Genomic DNA, 15,444 nt, shown 5'->3' on the forward strand with positions numbered 1-15,444 from the left:
ACGAATCCACAGAGTTGTCCACAGGTCGTGCACAACCTGACCCGCGTGTCTGCACAGGCCGTCCACAGGCTTGTCCACAGCTCGCTTTGCCCGCGGCGGCGCGGGCTCGGGAGAATGTCCGACGCGTCAGATAGACGTGAGGTGAACGGTCGGCGATGGGCGGACGGGGCCGCCGGCGGGCCAGATGAAGGGGGTGTCGGCGGTGAGCGTGGCGGATATCGGGCCGCAGGAGCATGAGTTCGAGCGCACCCCCCCGCACGACATCTCGGCCGAGCAGGGCGTCCTCGGCGGCATGCTGCTCTCCCAGGACGCCATCGCCGAGGTCGTGGAGATGCTGCGCACCCCCGACTTCTACCGCCCCGCCCACCAGATCATCTACGACGTCATCCTCGATCTCTACGGCCGCGGCGACCCCGCCGACGCGGTCACCGTCGCCGGCGAGCTCACCAAGAACGGCGAGATCGGCCGCATCGGCGGCGCGCCCTACCTGCACACCCTGATCTCCCTGGTGCCCACCGCGGCCAACGCCGGGTACTACGCCAAGATCGTCCACGAGCGCGCGGTCCTGCGCCGCCTGGTCGAGGCCGGCACCCGCATCGTCCAGATGGGCTACGCCGCCGACGGCGCCGACGCCGACGAGGTCCTCGACCGCGCCCAGGCCGAGGTCTTCGCCATCGCCGAGAAGCGCGCCGGCGAGGACTACGTCGCGCTCAGCGAGATCATGCCCGGCGCCCTGGACGAGATCGAGGCGATCGGCAGCCGCGGCGGCCAGATGGTCGGCTGCCCCACCGGCTTCGCCGACCTCGACGCCCTGACCAACGGCCTGCACCCCGGCCAGATGGTAGTGGTCGCTGCCCGGCCCGCGATGGGCAAGGCGACTAGTCTAGATACGCCTCTTCCGACCCCATTTGGCTGGACCACGATGGGCGAAGTGTCCGTTGGTGACTATCTGATCGGAGCCGATGGGAAGCCGACTCGTGTCGTGGCCGCAACCGACGTCATGCACGGCCGTCCGTGCTACGAGATCGAGTTCTCCGACGGCGAAGTGATCGTCGCGGACGCCCAGCATCAGTGGCGGACGACGACCCGTGCTGCCCGTCGCCAGAAGAGCGGGAACAGCACGGCCTACTACTGGCCGCGGGAGGCCGTCGACCGCGTCCGCTGGGCGACGGCGGATGCCAACGAGGGGCCTCGTCAACTCATCACCCATGGTGAAGCGGTGGCCAAGGTCGGCGCCGAGTTCAAGCATGCGCTCTACGCGGTCACGCGTGAGCTGGGGCATCGCGGCGAAGCCGACGTGAGCCTCTCCAAGCGCCGGCCCCGCTACGAGTGCACGAGTCTCTACCGAGGGCTGCTCGGGCGCGCGGTGCGCCCGAAGAATGCCACGACCACGGCGCAGCACCGTCCCATCAAGACCACCGAAGAGATCGCCGCGACGCTGCGCTGTGACGGTGACAACCGCCCCAACCATGCGGTCGAGGTCGCCGCACCGTTCCAACTCCCGAATGTGGACCTGCCCATAGCCCCGTATGTCCTGGGCGCGTGGCTCGGTGACGGAGACAGCCGGAGTGGCTCTCTCACCTGTTTCGACGAGGAGATCCTCAAGGAGATCGAAGCGGCAGGGCAGCCGGTCGTGCGACGCAAGACGTCTGGGCGGTTCGGTCTGCCCGGCGTCACCACAAAGATCAAGGCCCTCGGGCTCTGGCGGAACAAGCACATTCCTGCGCCATACCTGCGGGCTTCGGAGGCGCAACGGCGGGCGCTGCTCGCGGGGATGCTCGACACGGACGGCTATGTCTCGGAGATCGGGCAGGTCCAACTCGGCTTCGTGAACAAGCGGCTCGCCGATGACGCGCACGAGCTGATCCTCAGCCTCGGCTACCGCGCGACGATGCGGACCAGGCGTGTGAAGGGGCGGTCCGAGGAGACATCGACGTTCTACCGGATCAACTTCACACCTGCGGAGACGGTGTTCCGGTTGCCGCGCAAGGCGGCTCGGCAGCGGCAGTCCGTCCATCCGAAGGCGCAGGTGCGGTACATCGTGGACGTGCGGCCCGTAGAGAGCGTGCCCGTCCGGTGCGTCCAGGTCGACAACGCCGACCACATGTACCTGGCGGGGCGCTCCTGCATCCCCACGCACAACTCGACGCTCGCCCTCGACTTCGCCCGTGCCGCGTCCATCAAGCACGGGCTGACCTCGGCGTTCTTCAGCCTGGAGATGGGCCGCAACGAGATCACGATGCGCCTGCTGTCCGCGGAGGCGCGGGTGGCGCTGCACGCGATGCGGTCCGGCACCATGCAGGACGAGGACTGGACGCGCCTCGCCCGGCGCATGAGCGAGGTCGCCGAGGCGCCGCTGTTCATCGACGACTCGCCGAACATGTCGATGATGGAGATCCGCGCGAAGTGCCGGCGCCTGAAGCAGCAGCACGACCTTCGCCTGGTGATCATCGACTACCTGCAGCTGATGACCTCGGGCAAGCGCGTCGAGAGCCGCCAGGTCGAGGTGTCGGAGTTCTCCCGCTCGCTGAAGCTCCTCGCCAAGGAACTGGGCGTCCCGGTCATCGCGCTCTCCCAGCTCAACCGAGGCCCCGAACAGCGAACCGACAAAAAGCCCATGGTGTCCGACCTTCGCGAATCGGGCAGTATCGAGCAAGATGCGGACATGGTGATCCTGCTGCACCGCGAGGACGCCTACGAGAAGGAGTCGCCGCGCGCCGGCGAGGCCGACCTGATCGTCGCCAAGCACCGCAACGGCCCCACCGCCACCGTCACGGTCGCCTTCCAGGGCCACTACAGCCGCTTCGTGGACATGGCCCAGTAACACGATCCAGCAGCACAGGTGCGCTCCACGCGAACGCCCGGGAAGCCGAATCCCGACGCCTGCCGTAGCGAGGCCTGGCTCACCGTCGCGTAGCCCGGCGACCTCTCCCTGGTGGCGATGTCGCTCACAGCGGTGGCGTGCTCTCCTGGGATGAGACTTCCGATCCGTTGACGGGGGTGGGGGCTGGTGGGCGTCGGCGATCTGCGGTTGGAGTTCTGTCCGCGGCCTTGTCTGGTGCGGCTGCGGGTTCCGCCTTTCGTTGTCCAAGCGCTCCAGTTGCTTCAGGCGCGGGGATTGTTCGGCGGTGAGGCGGGGGCGGGCCGGCCTTGAGCGGGCCGGCGGGCCGCGAACGGTGGTGGAGGTCGGTCAGGGGGTGGTGAACTCCTTGATCAGGACGGGGTACTGCTCGTGGCCGTGTCCGGCGGCGATGGAGCGGTCGGCCATTGCCTTGAACAGCTTGGGGAGTTCGGCGTTGACGCCTGCCGCCTCGCACTCCTCGACGAGGTGCGCCATCGCCCGCGCGTCGGTCTCCAGGGCCGACACCTCGGCGGGGAAGGAGCCCTGGTCGACCTGCGCGGCATACCCGGGGAGCCACCCGGCCACGACGGTGGCGATCTGCTGTGCGAACGGCGCGTACGTCACGGCGTCGACACGAGCCGTCCTGAGCAGGGCGGTGCCCTGGAGCCAGGCGTTCAGCACGCTCCACATCATCGCCAGGCCCGCCACGTCGTACAGGGACGCCAACCCGTGGTCCGCGCCGAGGTGGGTGGCGGTGCCGAGCGCGCCGAGTGTCGGCTCGTGCGCCTCGAAGTCCGCTCGCGGCCCGCTGTAGAGGATCAGCGCTTCGGCGGTCCCGATGGCCGGCGGGACGGCCATGATCGCGCCGTCCAGGTAGCGGGCGCCGCGCTGCTCGGCCCATCGGGCGGTTTCGCGAGCCTGGGCCGAGCTGCCGGAGGTGAGGTTGACCAGGGTCGTGCCGTCCAGCTCGTTAGCGTCGAGCACCTCGTGCACGGCCTGGTAGTCGGTGAGGCAGATGATCGTCAGCGGGCCCGCCTTGAGTGCGTCGCCGACCGTCGGCGCCGGTCGTGCGCCTTCGGCCGCCAACCGGTCGGCCTTGGAGGCCGTGCGGTTCCACACGGTCGTGGGAAGCCCGGCCTTCAGGAACGCGCCGGCGAGAGCCCGGCCCATCAGGCCGAGCCCGAGGACCGTCACAGGGATGTCGGTGTTGTCGCTCATGGCAGCATCGTCAACGTTGATACCGGTCTGAAGGTCAAGTGAGGATGCGATGCGGATCGGAGAGCTGAGCCGCCGGACGGGCGTCAAGGCCCATCAGCTGCGCTACTACGAGGCGCAGGGCCTGCTGGAGGCGGACCGCGGCGCGAACGGCTACCGCGAGTACGACGAGGGCGCCGTGGTCCGGGTGAAGCAGATCCGGCACCTGCTCGACGCGGGTCTGTCCTCTGAGGACATCGCATACCTGCTGCCTTGCGCGGTCGGGGAGGCCCCGGAACTGCTCGGGTGTCCCGAGTTGCTGGCCGCGATGCGGACGCGGTTGCGGCGCATCGACGATCAGATGGAGAGGCTGGCTCGGTCCCGCGGCGCTCTCGCCGACTACATCGATGCGGCCGAGCGGACGGACGGCGAGAGCCCTCCCCTCTTTGCCTGCGTGGAGCCGCTTCCCGCCTGAGGCGCCCGCCGGGTTACCGGTAGCCGCGCTTGAGCAGGTAGCCGGCTCCGGCTTCGAAGTCCTCCGGGGTGAGCAACTCGAATCCGAAGGCGTTGGCGAGGCGGGCGGTGACGGTGAACGCGGCGCAGACCGCGAGCGCGTCCTCGACCTGCCGGGGTGAGACACCGGCGGCCAGCACGTCCCGCATGTCGTCGGCGCCGACCTCGCCCTCCCGGGTCAGCTTGCCGAGCATTCGCAGCGTCGCCCGCAGCGGCTCCTCGACGGGGGCCGAGTCCAGGTCGGCCAGCACCGCCGCGACCCGGGACTCGTCCTGGTATGCCCGGCTCGCTGTCGCAGTGTGCGCGGCGACGCAGAATGCCGACTCGTTCACCTTGGACACGTAGGCCGCCATCAACTCCCGGTCGCCCACCGACCAGTCGGACGGCCCGCGCATCGCCTCGTGGGTGAACTCCTTCGCCCGGGTGCCGTAGAAGTCGGGCCGGTAGAAGACCAGCTTGGCGGCGTCCGGCACCGGATGCCTGGAGAGCAGCCGGATGAGCGCGAACAGCAGCTTGGTTCGCCGGTCGTAGCCGTGGTCGAGGATGTCAAGACGCATGGCCCGGCCTCCCTTCGCCGGTAGCTTCGGCCAGGGCGGCCAGCCCGGCTTCGTACAGCCGGTCGGACTGGCCGACCGCGGCGCAGACCACCAGCTCGAACACCTGGTCCTCCGTGCAGCCCGACGCCTTCGCCGCGGCAAGGTCCGCCTCGGTGACCTGGGCCGGGGTGTCGACGACCTTGCCGATCAATGTGTCAAGCGGCGGGGCGAGCCCATCGTTGCCGAAGGCGCGTGCCCGCTGGTCCGCAGGCGCCCGGCCCTCCCCTTTCAGCACGCGATCCACCAGGGCTCGGTGCGCTGCCCGCTTCACGTCCTCGTCCGGCATGGCTCCTCCTTCGCAGCCGGTTCGTCCGCCCTCATCTACAAGACGATCGGCGCCCCGCCGAACAAGACATGCGGCCGAAGAACTGAGCATCGAGATGTGTCCCGATCCGACGTCCGGGCGGTCGCCGAGCCGAGGCCGAGCGCGGCCTGGCGTCCCTGCCTCTGGACGCCCACACAGGCATTCCCGTCGGCGCCGCGCTGCACCCCGTCCACGCCCGCAAGGATTCCTTCACCACTTTCCCCGTACGTCCTGCTCCACTGCCGACCAGCCTGATGACTGCCGGCCCGGCCCGAGGCATTCCGCTCCGCGTGCCGCAAGGCGGCCGCCGGCGCTGGGTGCGGTCTCCGGGGTGCTGAGATCAGGGCTTGAGGGAGCTGGTGCGGCGGTCGAGGACGGTCAGGGTCTCCTCGCACCAGCGGAGGTTCTCGCGCTCGAAGGCCAGGCCGCGCATCAGGGTGAGGTAGGGGCCGATCCGGTCGGCGGTGGCCAGGTACTCCTCTTCGGAGCGGCCGTTCAGGAAGCGCGCCTGGAGCCGCTCGAAGCGGGCGATCTTGGATTCGGCCCAGGTGCGGCGCTCGCGGAGGGCGGACATGACGGCCTCGACGTCCCCGGCGTCCACCGCCTGGACCTGGACCATCAGCTCCTCGCGCATCGCGCCGGGGCGCGGGGGCCTCGCGGTGAAGTCGTGCAGGGCGCGGCGGCCGGCGTCGGTGAGGGAGAACAGGCGCTTGTTGGGACGGCGTTCCTGCTGGACGACCCGCGCCTGGATCAGGCCCTCGGCGGCCATCTTGTCGAGCTCCCGGTAGAGCTGCTGCGGGGTGGCCATCCAGAAGTTGGCCACGCCGGCGTCGAAGCTCTTGGACAGGTCGTACCCGGACGCTTCGCCTTCCAGAAGCGTGGCCAGCACCGCGTTCCGCAACGACATGGTCCCGAGCGTATCGGCCCGTGATCGCCGCCACGTCCCCGACCGGTGGACGACCTCCCACGACATGGCTAGTGTAATTTGCACCTAATCAACAAGTTGGATATTCGGGGGTGTCGGATGCATCCGTTCCGGCGAGCGGTGGAGGCCGGGGACACGGCGGCGATCGAGGGGCTGCTGGCCGACGACGCCGTGTTCACCAGCCCGGTCGCGTTCAAGCCGTACCACGGGAAGGCGATCACGGCGGCGATCGTGCGGGGCGCGGCGCGGGTGTTCCAGGACCTCCGCTATGTGCGGGAGATCGCCAGCGCCGATGGCCGCGACCACGCGCTCATGTTCGAGGCGACCGTGAACGGGCGCCAGGTGCACGGGTGCGACTTCCTCCACATGGACGAGGACGGGCTGATCGACGACCTGACCGTGATGGTGCGCCCGCTGTCGGGGGCCACCGCGCTGGCCGAGGCGATGGCCGCGCAGTTCGAGCGGATCGAGCGCGAGGCCCTCAGCTCCTGAACGTCTCGCGGGCGCGGCCGATGATCCCGGCGTTACGCTGCGGGCATCCGGGCAGAAGCTCGTCCTGCTCGGTCGAAGACGTCCGCGGGCCCGCGCGAACCGGCGGCAGGGCCGGTGCCCGAGCCGCGGCCCCCTGGGCGGTAACACCGGCGTCCCTCTCGACACGTACGGGGTGTTCCCGCAGTCAAGGAGGGCCACGTGCGACTGGAGAGACCACGCCATCGGGGCTTCGATGGATGACCGCAAGGCCAGGTTCGAGGCCGTCTATGCCGCCACGTACGAACCGATCCTGGGGTACGTGCTGCGCCGGTGCCCGTCCCCGGACGACGCCGCCGACGTCGTCGCGGAGACCTTCACGATCGCGTGGAGGCGGCTGGACGACATCCCGCCCGGCGGCCGGGCGCGCCTGTGGATGTACGGCGTCGCGCGCCGGGTGCTGGCCAACCACTGGCGCGGGGAGGCGCAGCGCCGGCGGCGCACCACGAGCCTGCGCCACGACCTCCGCGACGAGATCGCCGCGGTCGGTTCGGATCCGGCCGAGGCGTCGGCCATCGCCGAGGCGTTCGGCCACCTGTCGGACGACGACCGCGAGGTGCTCGGCCTGGTCGCCTGGGAGGGACTCGACCACTCCGCCGTCGCCGCGGTCCTCGGCTGCTCGGTCGGGGCCGCGCGCGTCCGGTTGCACCGGGCGCGCAAGCGCTTCTCCCGCGCGCTGCGCTCGGCCCAGGCCGAGGTGGCGCCCGCGGTCACCAAGCGTCCCACCGGCGAACGGAGGTCCCTGGCATGAAGCACCACTCCACCGATGGCCTCGTGCGGTCGATGGCCCGCGTGCACGACGAGACGCTGGCCGGGTTCGCCGACCGACCGGGCGCGCGCCGCCTGGCGGAGGCCGTCACGGCACTGGACCCGTCCGATGTCGTGGACGCCGGGCCGTCGGCCCGGAGGGACCCGGAGCGGCAGCGCCGCCGGTTCTCACTGCCGGGGCCGGGTGTCCGGCTCGCCGCCGTAGGCGCACTGGCGGTGGCCGCCGTCGCCGGTGCGGGCGTCCTCGGAGGCGGCGAGGAGGAACCTCCCGGTCCGCCATCCCCTGCCGTCTCGCTGAGCTCGGTCGCCGAGGCGGCGCACGTGCTCGACCGGGCCGCCGCGGCCGCCGAGAAGGGGCACTTCCGCACACCCCGCCCCCACCAGTGGATCTACACGAGGATGCGGCTGACGACGTCGGCCAATGCGGGCGGGGCCGCCTGGGGCGGTCCGTACAAGACGGATACCTGGGATTCCTGGCGGCGGGTCGACGGCAGGCAGAACGCGGCGCTCAAGGACGGCAGGGTGCGGCTCGGGCACGAAACGGTGGACTCGGCCGCCGCGGCCAGGTACGACCCGCTGCCCAGCGATCCCGATGCGCTCCTGCGGAAGATCAGCGCGGGCGGCGGCGGCGATGAGCTGACCTACGAGATCCTGGCCACCATCCTGCGTGAAAGCGTCCATTCCCCTGCGCAGGAGGCGGCGATCTTCCGGGCCATCAAGCGGATCCCGGGCGTGACGCTGGTCGAGGGCGAGGTTGACGCCGACGGCCGTCCGGCGATCGCGCTGGGCCTGCTGGTGGACGGCTGGCTGCACCAGGAGGTGCTGCTCGACCCGAGCACCTACGCCTACCTTGGGGAACGGGCAGTGACGATCAAGGACCGGACGTTCGAGTCCGAGGGCGAGCCCAGGAGGACGCTGAGGGCGGGGACCGTGCAGCGCATCATGGTCCGCGTCGCCATCGGAATCGTCGACAAGCCCGGCCAGACGCCCTGACCGCCAACGTGGGCCCCGCCGACCGGCATGCGCCGCGGCGGGGCTTGGGCAATCCAGGGCTGGGACAGTGAACCGGAGTACGCTGCCCGGCATGCAGGCAGACGATCGTCCTGCCCGGGTGGAGGACGTGCACGAGCTGGCACAGGCGATGCCTCATGTCACGGTCGAGCACGGCAAGAGCGGGAATCCCGTCTACCAGGTGGGACGCAAGTCGTTCGTGTTCTTCCGCACCCCTCGCCCCGACGCGGTCGACCCCGTCACGGGCGAGCGCTACCCGGACGTGATCGTCTTCTGGGTGCCCTCCGAGTCCGACAAGGAGGCGCTCGTGCAGGACGAGGCGTCGCCGTTCTTCACGACCCCGCATTTCAACGGCCACCGCTCGGTGCTCGTCCGGGCGAGCCGCCTCGGTGAGCTGACGCGGCGGGAGCTCGCGGAGGTCGTCCAGGACGCGTGGCTGTCGCAGGCGTCGCGCAGGCGCGCGGAGGCCTGGCTGCGCGACCGTCCCGGCCTGGAGCCCTAGTCGGCGACCTTCGTGTAGGTGATGTCGAAGTCGTGCTCCCAGGTCTGGTTGTCGAAGGACTTCTCCCAGGCCGCCTGGATCGTGCGGCCGTCGGCGCCGACCGTCCCGGTGAAGCGCTGATCGAACCCTGGGGCGTCCCGCCACATCTTCCAGACGCCGCCGTCGAAGGTCATCCGGTAGACGCGGGACACGCCGCGCGCGTCGTAGTACAGGACGGTGTAGAGGTCGGACGAGTCGTCGGGACCGACCAGCTGGACGGCGGTCGGTGCGGGAGCCGGCGGCTCCGACCGGATCCGCAGGAAGGCGCCGCCTTCCGACCGGTCGATGGTCACCCTGCCCTGCGCGTCACCGAACTGCGGAACCTCGGCCGTCCACTCGCCGACCAGCACGTCCAGCGCTTCCAACGCCGGGTTCGGCGGCATCGTCGCCATCGCGTCTCCTCCGGTTCCCGTGAACTCCCGGAGCGCGGACCGGACTCGAACCGGCTGCCTCCGGCTTCGCTCACATTCTTCCCGCCTCCGGATGATCGAGGAAGCGGTGGACGTGTCGGGGCGGCGGCGGCCCCGGCCCGTGGGCCGGGGCCACCGCCGCCCCGGGCCGGTCGACCTCCAGGTCCTCCGGCCTGTCACGTGTGGACGGGCTCGCGGTCGGAGGGTTCGGTCGCGCTGCCCGCCGGGGCCGTCACCGGTCCGGAGGCGGCCCACCGGTTGACCAGGCCGGCCAGCCTCGGCATGACCAGGTTGACCATGACGGTGACGAGAACCCCGCTGATGACCGCGGCGCGGCCGGCCATCGGCAGCGCGGCGAGCAGGTCCCCGAACAGCGCGAGCAGCAGCATGACCACGGCGAACGCCACCAGCCACGCGGCGAGGGTCATCGCGAGCCGGACCCGGACCGGGGGACTCACCGCTGCCCGCCCTGCCGGACGGCGTACGCGGCCAGGACCTTGGGGGCCTTGGATCTCCGACACCACCAGCTTGCCCATGATCATGCACCTCGCTTCCGGTCGGTTCGTCCGATGACACCGACGCTAAGGCGGTCGGCAGTGATAAGTCCAAGACAGGCTTGCGCTTGCTGTAATAGCGTTTGTTTATGGAACTTCGGCAGCTCGGGTACTTCGTCGCCGTCGCCGAGGAACGCCACTTCACCCGCGCGGCCGAGCGCGTCCAGGTGGCGCAGCCCGCGATCAGCCAGCAGATCCGCCGGCTGGAGGCCGAGGTGGGCGAGCCCCTGTTCCGGCGCGACCGCCGCTCCGTCGCCCTCACCGCCGCTGGGGAGGCGCTGCTGCCGCACGCCCGCGCCATGCTCGCCGAGGCCGCCAACGCGAAGGAGTCGATCGCCGCGTTGTCGGGCCTGCTCACCGGCAGTCTCGCGGTCGGTCTGGTGCAACCGCTGCCCGACCAGCGCGTGCTCGCGCTGCTGGGCGCCTTCCACCGGCGTCATCCGCGGATCCGCCTCACCCTCCGCGAGGACGAGACGGACGGCCTGGTCGCGGCCCTGTCCACCGGTGAGCTCGACGTGGCGGTCGTCGGCCAGGGCCCCGCCGACACCCCGCTCGCCGCCGAGATGGCCCCGCACGTGATCGCCCGGGAGGACGTCGTGGTCGCCCTGCACCCCGAGCACCCCTTCGCCGCCCGGGACTCGCTCACCCTCCACGACCTGCGGGACGAGCCTCTCGTGACCGCGCCCCGCAGCGGCAAGCTCCGGACCAACATCGAGGCCGCCTGCCAGCGCCTCGGGTTCGTCCCGAACGTGGTCGCCGAGACCCGCGACCTCACCCTCGTCCGGCAGCTCGTCCTCCAGCGGATCGGCCTGGCCGTTCTCCCGCAGTCCGCGCTCCAAGGGCCGCCCGCACTGGCCCAGGTGCCGCTCGCCCGCCCCTCGCTGGAACGCCGGATCATCCTCGCCGCCCGTCCCCACCACGCCAGTCCGGCAGGCCGCGCCTTCCTCGCCATGGCCCACCGCCGCCTCCTGCCCGGCCAGCCCGACGCGAACAACGGCCCGGCGACCTGAGGGAACGCGGGTACGTGCCCTGATCGAGATCACGTGATGCTGAGCGCCCCGACCTGGCGGCGGTCTCACAACAGAGGCGGCAGGCCTTCCGGCGGCGGCGAGGCCGAGGCGAGCGTCCAGCTCCGGCCGATGGAGCGGCCGCCCACGGCAGACCCTGGAGGCGTGCGCTCGACGGACAAAGGAACAGAACCGTCTGCATGAAGCGGAAGGGTGCGTGACAATGATCACGACGGCAGGGGTGCGCACGTGAGGGGCGGCGGGTGGATCGCGGCACGCTGATCGCGGGCAGGTACGAGCTGGTCGAGCGGCTCGGTCGCGGCGGAATGGGCGAGGTGGGCGGGACGCGACCGCGACCTGCACCGGGACGTGGCCGTCAAGTTCCTCCCCGACGACGCCGACACCTCTCCCGACCTGCCGCACCGCTTCGAGCGGGACTCCCACGCGTACACCTTCACCGTCGCCCCGACCACCATGCTCGCGCCGGCGGGCACCGCCTCTTACGGCGCGCCGGAGCAGTTCCTCGACCAGCGCGGCGACGAACGCTCCGACCTCTACGCCCTTGGCGGCGTCCTGTTCGCGCTCCTCGCCGGTGAGCCGTCTGCAAAGGTCACCGCGCGCGAGGCTCCACCGGAGGCCGGAGATGGGTTCGAGATCGGCTGGACCGGAGAGGAGCCCCCTTCCTCCTATACGGAAGCACTCAAAAAGGCTCCGGGCCCCCGCTGGATCCTTGTCGGGACGCTCGTCGTCCTCACGCTGCTGATCATTTGGCTGGCAGTGAAGTGGGGAGACGATTCGACGAGCGATCCGTGGGGGTTCGCGGCCTTCATTGCCGCATACCCGGCATTCTTCTGCGGGGTCGGCGCCGTGCTGTACGGGATCTATCTCGCCTTCCGTACTCCGGCCTGGTACCGGCATTCCCGCGGACTGGCGCACCGCCGCCCATGGTCCCTCCGCATCGACTCGCGCGGCATCACCACCACGGATTCTCGGTGCGCCACCCCGTCCACGGGCCCCGCCGGGCGGCGCACATTCCTCTGGAACGAGATCGAGACGGTCTCGCTCGAACGCACGGCGGCCGGGCGGTACCACCGCTGCGACACCCTCCGCGTCCGGTTTCGCAGGGGGAGCCCGCACACCCGGCTCCGCCCCGCCGGGTGGATCGGCCTCGACGTGTCGATGCCCGACCTGGAGAAGGGCCAGGGTAAGCGCAGACCCGTCTGCGTCCTGGGCCCCATGTACGAGCATCAGCACGACGCCTTCATCGCCGCCCTGGTCCGACACGCGGGACCGCGCTGGAGCCCACAAACCGGTCCGTGACCCGGTCCGGGTGCTAGCCGAGGGCCCGCCCGATGGTCGCGTCGACGTGGTCCGGGACGTCGTCGTGCCGGTCGCCGACGCTCAGCGTCCCGGCCGGTTCGAACATGAGGATCGACGCGCCGCCCGGGGCGGAGGGCCTGTGCTCCACGCCGCGAGGCACGACGAACACCGAGCCCTTGGGAAGGGTCACGGCGCGTTCGCCGCTCTCGTCGCGGAGCGCGATGGCGAATTCGCCGTCGAGTACCAGGAAGAACTCGTCTGTGTCGTCGTGGGCGTGCCAGACGTGGTCCCCGGCGACCTTGGCGACGCGGACGTCGTAGTCGTTCACCTGCGAGACGATGCGCGGGCTCCAGAGATCGGAGAAGGAGGCTAGCGCGGAGTGCAGATCGATCGGTTCGTTCATCCGTCCACTGTCACGGCTGGCCGCTGTCCGGCGTGAGTGCTAGGAATCGCATATGCCGCAAGGATCCTCGCATCGCGTGGTCATGATGGTCGACCGGGGTTCGAACCCGTTCGAGATGGGCGTCACGACCGAGTTGTTCGGCCTGCGCCGGCCCGAGTTGGGCGTCCCGTGGTACGACTTCACGCTCTGCGCGCCCGGCCCGGTGGTGATGCATGCGGGCATGTTCACGATGTCGGGGATCTCGGGGCTGGAGGCGGTCGAGACCGCGGACACCGTGATCGTCCCCAATCGCCCAGACCCCGAGAACACTCCCGACGAGAGGGTCCTCGCCGCGATCCGCGGGGCCGCCGGCCGTGGCGCACGGCTCGTGAGCTTCTGCACCGGCGCGTTCACGCTGGCGGCCGCCGGGGTGCTCGACGGCCGCCCGGCGACCACCCACTGGCGCTGGGCCGATCTCTTCCGGTCCCGCTTCCCGGCGGTGCGGCTCGAACCCGACGTGCTGTTCGTGGACGACGGCGACGTGCTGACCGCAGCGGGCAGCGCCGCCGCGCTCGACCTGGGCCTGCACCTCGTGCGCCGCGACCACGGCGCGGAGATCGCCAACGCGGTCGGCCGCCGCCTGGTCTTCGCCGGGCACCGCGACGGCGGCCAGCGGCAGTTCGTCGAACGTCCCGTCCCGGCGATCCCGGACACCTCGCTCGCGCCCGTTCTGGCCTGGGCGCGGGAGCGGCTCGATCTGCCCCTGACCGTCGCCGACCTGGCCGCCCGCGCCGCTACCAGCGCCGCCACGCTGCACCGCCGCTTCCAGGCCGAGCTCGGCACGACCCCGCTGGCCTGGTTGAACGCCGAGCGGGCCGCGCTGGCGTGCAGGCTCATCGAGAACGGCGAGCTCCGGCTGGAGGCCGTCGCGCGCGCCAGCGGCCTGGGCACCCCCGCCAACCTGCGCGTCCAGGTGCGCCGCCAGACCGGCCTCAGCCCGTCGGCCTACCGGGCCCGCTTCGCCGCGTCGAACGCCGAGGGCTGAGCCGCGGCGCCCGCCCGTCCCCGAGGCCGGGAAGCGAGATCATGCCCGCGGATTCGCCGGACGATCCTGCCAACCATCCGCGCGCTCTGCGGCGTTCAATGCTCGTGAGTGAACCGACGCAGGAAACCGCGTACGCCACGTTCGCGGCCGCCGCGTGGAAACGCCATTACGGCCTGGCCACACTGCTGACCGGCGACGCCCACCGCGCCGAGGAGCTCCTCCAGGACTGCCTGGTGAAGCTGTACGTGCGCTGGCGCCGGGTCGCCGACGGCGACCCGGACGCCTACCTGAAGCGGATGCTGGTCAACGGCAACGTCAGCTGGTGGCGGCGCAGGCGGCGGGAGCTGCTGACCGACGCCCCCGAACGGCTCGACGCGCGTTCCAGTTCCCAGCGGGAGCCGGACGACGAGCTGCGCCGGGCGCTGCTCGTCCTGCCCCGCCAGCAGCGCGCGATCGTCGTGCTGCGGCACTACGCCGACCTGACGGAGGCGGCGACGGCCGACCTTCTCGGATGCTCCGTCGGCACCGTCAAGAGCCAGCACTCCCGGGCGATGAAACGGCTCCGTTCGACGCTCGCCCTCTCACAGACCGAGGAGATCACACGATGAGCGAGGACCGGCTGACCCAGATGCTGCGGTCGGCGACCGACGGGCACCCGATCCCCGAGGCGCCGATCGAGACCGTGATGCACCGCGGCCGACGCGCCAGGCGCAGGCGCCGCACGGCCGCCGGAGCGCTCGGCACCGGCGCGGTCGCGCTGGTCGTGGCCGCCGCCACCGTCGGCGGGAACCTCGTCCCCGGCGACGACGCCGACCGTACGATCACCACCGAACCCGGCGGCGACGTCACCCTCGCCGCGGCGACCGAAGCCACGGCGGGCACGACGTTCCACGTGAAACTGACCTGGACGCTCAGCTCGCGCGGCCGGCGCGAGACCGTGGAGACCTACCGGGGCGCCTTCGACGCCCCCAACCGGCGCGGCTACCTGCGCGGCCCCGGATCGGTGCCGATGGAGCAGCGCTTCATCGGCGACGACACCTACGTGCAGCGCGGCAGGACATGGCGCAAGCTCGACCACGGGCTGAACGGGCTGACGCGCGGCACCACCGGCCCGCAGGAGCTGACCGCCGACGTCGGCCGGACGCTGCGGATGCTGGCCACGTTCGGAAAGGTGGTGTCCCAGGGCCGGACGGGCAGCGGGGCGGCGGAGGTGCAGACCTACGCCTTCGCCCACGTGGCCCGTCCCTCCGAGGGGTCGCCCGCCGGGCGGCGGGTCACCGGGACGGTCACGGTCGGGCTCGCCACCCGCAAGATCCAGAAGATCGTGCAGACGACCGTCATCACCAGCCCGCACCCCGAGATCGCCGACCGGGACCCCGTCCGATTCACCTCGGTCACCGAGTTCTCCGACTACGGGACGCCGGTGCACGTGACGCGTCCGCCCCTGTAGCGGCGAAGCGGGCGTCTCCGGACGAAGGCGGCCCCGGCGCGAAGGCCCGGGTCC

Annotated in this window: 18 protein-coding genes; 11 read left to right on the forward strand and 7 right to left on the reverse strand. The window is 71.2% G+C overall.

Annotation, left to right across the window (positions count from 1 at the left end):
- Positions 1–202: 202 nt before the first annotated feature.
- The gene (gene dnaB / locus K4S16_RS32065; protein WP_200842241.1) at positions 203–2,824 is read left to right on the forward strand and encodes a replicative DNA helicase; all 2,622 of its coding nucleotides are present in this window, start codon (positions 203–205) and stop codon (positions 2,822–2,824) included.
- Positions 2,825–3,190: 366 nt separating this feature from the next.
- On the opposite strand, the gene K4S16_RS32070 is transcribed toward dnaB, so the two are convergent.
- Entirely contained in the window at positions 3,191–4,060 is an 870-nt protein-coding gene (locus K4S16_RS32070; protein WP_149262809.1) for an NAD(P)-dependent oxidoreductase, read from the reverse strand.
- A 49-nt stretch (positions 4,061–4,109) separates the two neighbouring features.
- Between K4S16_RS32070 and K4S16_RS32075 the strand changes: the two genes are divergently transcribed.
- Positions 4,110–4,511, forward strand: a complete 402-nt coding sequence (locus K4S16_RS32075) for a MerR family transcriptional regulator (protein ID WP_149262810.1) — start codon at positions 4,110–4,112, stop codon at positions 4,509–4,511.
- 13 nt (positions 4,512–4,524) lie between these two features.
- Here the strand turns inward: K4S16_RS32075 and K4S16_RS32080 are convergent, their stop codons facing one another.
- The 3 genes from K4S16_RS32080 to K4S16_RS32090 all read right to left on the reverse strand — a co-directional run bounded on the left by K4S16_RS32080 (position 4,525) and on the right by K4S16_RS32090 (position 6,356).
- Entirely contained in the window at positions 4,525–5,106 is a 582-nt protein-coding gene (locus K4S16_RS32080) for a carboxymuconolactone decarboxylase family protein (RefSeq protein ID WP_149262811.1), read from the reverse strand.
- Positions 5,096–5,431 (reverse strand): hypothetical protein, encoded by a 336-nt coding sequence (locus K4S16_RS32085; RefSeq protein ID WP_149262812.1) that lies wholly within the window; start codon positions 5,429–5,431, stop codon positions 5,096–5,098. The genes K4S16_RS32080 and K4S16_RS32085 overlap by 11 nt, the downstream gene beginning before the upstream one ends.
- A 358-nt stretch (positions 5,432–5,789) precedes the next feature.
- Positions 5,790–6,356: a PadR family transcriptional regulator gene (locus K4S16_RS32090; RefSeq protein WP_149262813.1), complete on the reverse strand. Its 567-nt coding sequence runs from the start codon at positions 6,354–6,356 to the stop codon at positions 5,790–5,792.
- Between the two features lie 117 nt (positions 6,357–6,473).
- On the opposite strand from K4S16_RS32090, the gene K4S16_RS32095 reads away from it, so the two are divergent.
- The 4 genes from K4S16_RS32095 to K4S16_RS32110 all read left to right on the forward strand — a co-directional run bounded on the left by K4S16_RS32095 (position 6,474) and on the right by K4S16_RS32110 (position 9,183).
- Positions 6,474–6,866 carry a nuclear transport factor 2 family protein gene (locus tag K4S16_RS32095; RefSeq protein ID WP_149262814.1) on the forward strand — a complete coding sequence of 131 codons (393 nt, stop codon included), beginning with the start codon at positions 6,474–6,476 and terminating at the stop codon, positions 6,864–6,866.
- Between the two features lie 232 nt (positions 6,867–7,098).
- Positions 7,099–7,653, forward strand: a complete 555-nt coding sequence (locus K4S16_RS32100) for an RNA polymerase sigma factor (protein WP_149262815.1) — start codon at positions 7,099–7,101, stop codon at positions 7,651–7,653.
- Positions 7,650–8,663 carry a CU044_5270 family protein gene (locus K4S16_RS32105; RefSeq protein ID WP_149262816.1) on the forward strand — a complete coding sequence of 338 codons (1,014 nt, stop codon included), beginning with the start codon at positions 7,650–7,652 and terminating at the stop codon, positions 8,661–8,663. Before K4S16_RS32100 ends, K4S16_RS32105 begins: the two co-directional genes overlap by 4 nt.
- A gap of 91 nt (positions 8,664–8,754) precedes the next feature.
- Positions 8,755–9,183 carry an MmcQ/YjbR family DNA-binding protein gene (locus tag K4S16_RS32110; protein ID WP_149262817.1) on the forward strand — a complete coding sequence of 143 codons (429 nt, stop codon included), beginning with the start codon at positions 8,755–8,757 and terminating at the stop codon, positions 9,181–9,183.
- On the opposite strand, the gene K4S16_RS32115 is transcribed toward K4S16_RS32110, so the two are convergent.
- Complete coding sequence (locus K4S16_RS32115; RefSeq protein ID WP_149262818.1) at positions 9,180–9,614, reverse strand: hypothetical protein; 435 nt, start codon at positions 9,612–9,614, stop codon at positions 9,180–9,182. The genes K4S16_RS32110 and K4S16_RS32115 overlap by 4 nt on opposite strands.
- Before the next feature lie 194 nt (positions 9,615–9,808).
- Positions 9,809–10,090 (reverse strand): hypothetical protein, encoded by a 282-nt coding sequence (locus K4S16_RS32120; protein ID WP_149262819.1) that lies wholly within the window; start codon positions 10,088–10,090, stop codon positions 9,809–9,811.
- 185 nt (positions 10,091–10,275) lie between these two features.
- On the opposite strand from K4S16_RS32120, the gene K4S16_RS32125 reads away from it, so the two are divergent.
- Together K4S16_RS32125 and K4S16_RS32130 are read left to right on the forward strand one after the other, a co-directional pair.
- Entirely contained in the window at positions 10,276–11,196 is a 921-nt protein-coding gene (locus K4S16_RS32125) for a LysR family transcriptional regulator (RefSeq protein ID WP_149262820.1), read from the forward strand.
- Positions 11,197–11,562: 366 nt separating this feature from the next.
- Positions 11,563–12,513: a hypothetical protein gene (locus K4S16_RS32130; RefSeq protein WP_149262821.1), complete on the forward strand. Its 951-nt coding sequence runs from the start codon at positions 11,563–11,565 to the stop codon at positions 12,511–12,513.
- A gap of 13 nt (positions 12,514–12,526) precedes the next feature.
- Here the strand turns inward: K4S16_RS32130 and K4S16_RS32135 are convergent, their stop codons facing one another.
- The gene (locus K4S16_RS32135; RefSeq protein WP_149262822.1) at positions 12,527–12,916 is read right to left on the reverse strand and encodes a cupin domain-containing protein; all 390 of its coding nucleotides are present in this window, start codon (positions 12,914–12,916) and stop codon (positions 12,527–12,529) included.
- 52 nt (positions 12,917–12,968) lie between these two features.
- On the opposite strand from K4S16_RS32135, the gene K4S16_RS32140 reads away from it, so the two are divergent.
- The 3 genes from K4S16_RS32140 to K4S16_RS32150 all read left to right on the forward strand — a co-directional run bounded on the left by K4S16_RS32140 (position 12,969) and on the right by K4S16_RS32150 (position 15,390).
- On the forward strand, positions 12,969–13,940 hold the full coding sequence (locus tag K4S16_RS32140) for a helix-turn-helix domain-containing protein (protein ID WP_149262823.1): 972 nt from the start codon (positions 12,969–12,971) through the stop codon (positions 13,938–13,940).
- 104 nt (positions 13,941–14,044) lie between these two features.
- A complete protein-coding gene (locus tag K4S16_RS32145; RefSeq protein ID WP_160161103.1) occupies positions 14,045–14,548 on the forward strand; it encodes a SigE family RNA polymerase sigma factor in 504 nt (167 codons plus the stop codon).
- Positions 14,545–15,390 (forward strand): hypothetical protein, encoded by an 846-nt coding sequence (locus K4S16_RS32150; RefSeq protein WP_149262825.1) that lies wholly within the window; start codon positions 14,545–14,547, stop codon positions 15,388–15,390. Before K4S16_RS32145 ends, K4S16_RS32150 begins: the two co-directional genes overlap by 4 nt.
- The last annotated feature ends 54 nt before the right edge of the window (positions 15,391–15,444 follow it).

This window comes from Actinomadura sp. K4S16, assembly GCF_008327685.1.
Taxonomy (GTDB): Bacteria; Actinomycetota; Actinomycetes; order Streptosporangiales; family Streptosporangiaceae; genus Spirillospora.

Excerpts from the sequence above, each read along its gene's own strand:
- K4S16_RS32115 (WP_149262818.1), bottom strand. The coding sequence starts at position 9,614 with ATGGCGACGATGCCGCCGAACCCGGCGTTGGAAGCGCTGGACGTGCTG.
- K4S16_RS32105 (WP_149262816.1), top strand. The coding sequence starts at position 7,650 with ATGAAGCACCACTCCACCGATGGCCTCGTGCGGTCGATGGCCCGCGTG.
- K4S16_RS32140 (WP_149262823.1), top strand. The coding sequence starts at position 12,969 with ATGCCGCAAGGATCCTCGCATCGCGTGGTCATGATGGTCGACCGGGGT.
- K4S16_RS32100 (WP_149262815.1), top strand. The coding sequence starts at position 7,099 with ATGGATGACCGCAAGGCCAGGTTCGAGGCCGTCTATGCCGCCACGTAC.
- K4S16_RS32070 (WP_149262809.1), bottom strand. The coding sequence starts at position 4,060 with ATGAGCGACAACACCGACATCCCTGTGACGGTCCTCGGGCTCGGCCTG.
- K4S16_RS32095 (WP_149262814.1), top strand. The coding sequence starts at position 6,474 with ATGCATCCGTTCCGGCGAGCGGTGGAGGCCGGGGACACGGCGGCGATC.
- K4S16_RS32080 (WP_149262811.1), bottom strand. The coding sequence starts at position 5,106 with ATGCGTCTTGACATCCTCGACCACGGCTACGACCGGCGAACCAAGCTG.
- K4S16_RS32075 (WP_149262810.1), top strand. The coding sequence starts at position 4,110 with ATGCGGATCGGAGAGCTGAGCCGCCGGACGGGCGTCAAGGCCCATCAG.
- K4S16_RS32090 (WP_149262813.1), bottom strand. The coding sequence starts at position 6,356 with ATGTCGTTGCGGAACGCGGTGCTGGCCACGCTTCTGGAAGGCGAAGCG.
- K4S16_RS32085 (WP_149262812.1), bottom strand. The coding sequence starts at position 5,431 with ATGCCGGACGAGGACGTGAAGCGGGCAGCGCACCGAGCCCTGGTGGAT.
- K4S16_RS32135 (WP_149262822.1), bottom strand. The coding sequence starts at position 12,916 with ATGAACGAACCGATCGATCTGCACTCCGCGCTAGCCTCCTTCTCCGAT.
- K4S16_RS32125 (WP_149262820.1), top strand. The coding sequence starts at position 10,276 with ATGGAACTTCGGCAGCTCGGGTACTTCGTCGCCGTCGCCGAGGAACGC.
- K4S16_RS32110 (WP_149262817.1), top strand. The coding sequence starts at position 8,755 with ATGCAGGCAGACGATCGTCCTGCCCGGGTGGAGGACGTGCACGAGCTG.
- K4S16_RS32150 (WP_149262825.1), top strand. The coding sequence starts at position 14,545 with ATGAGCGAGGACCGGCTGACCCAGATGCTGCGGTCGGCGACCGACGGG.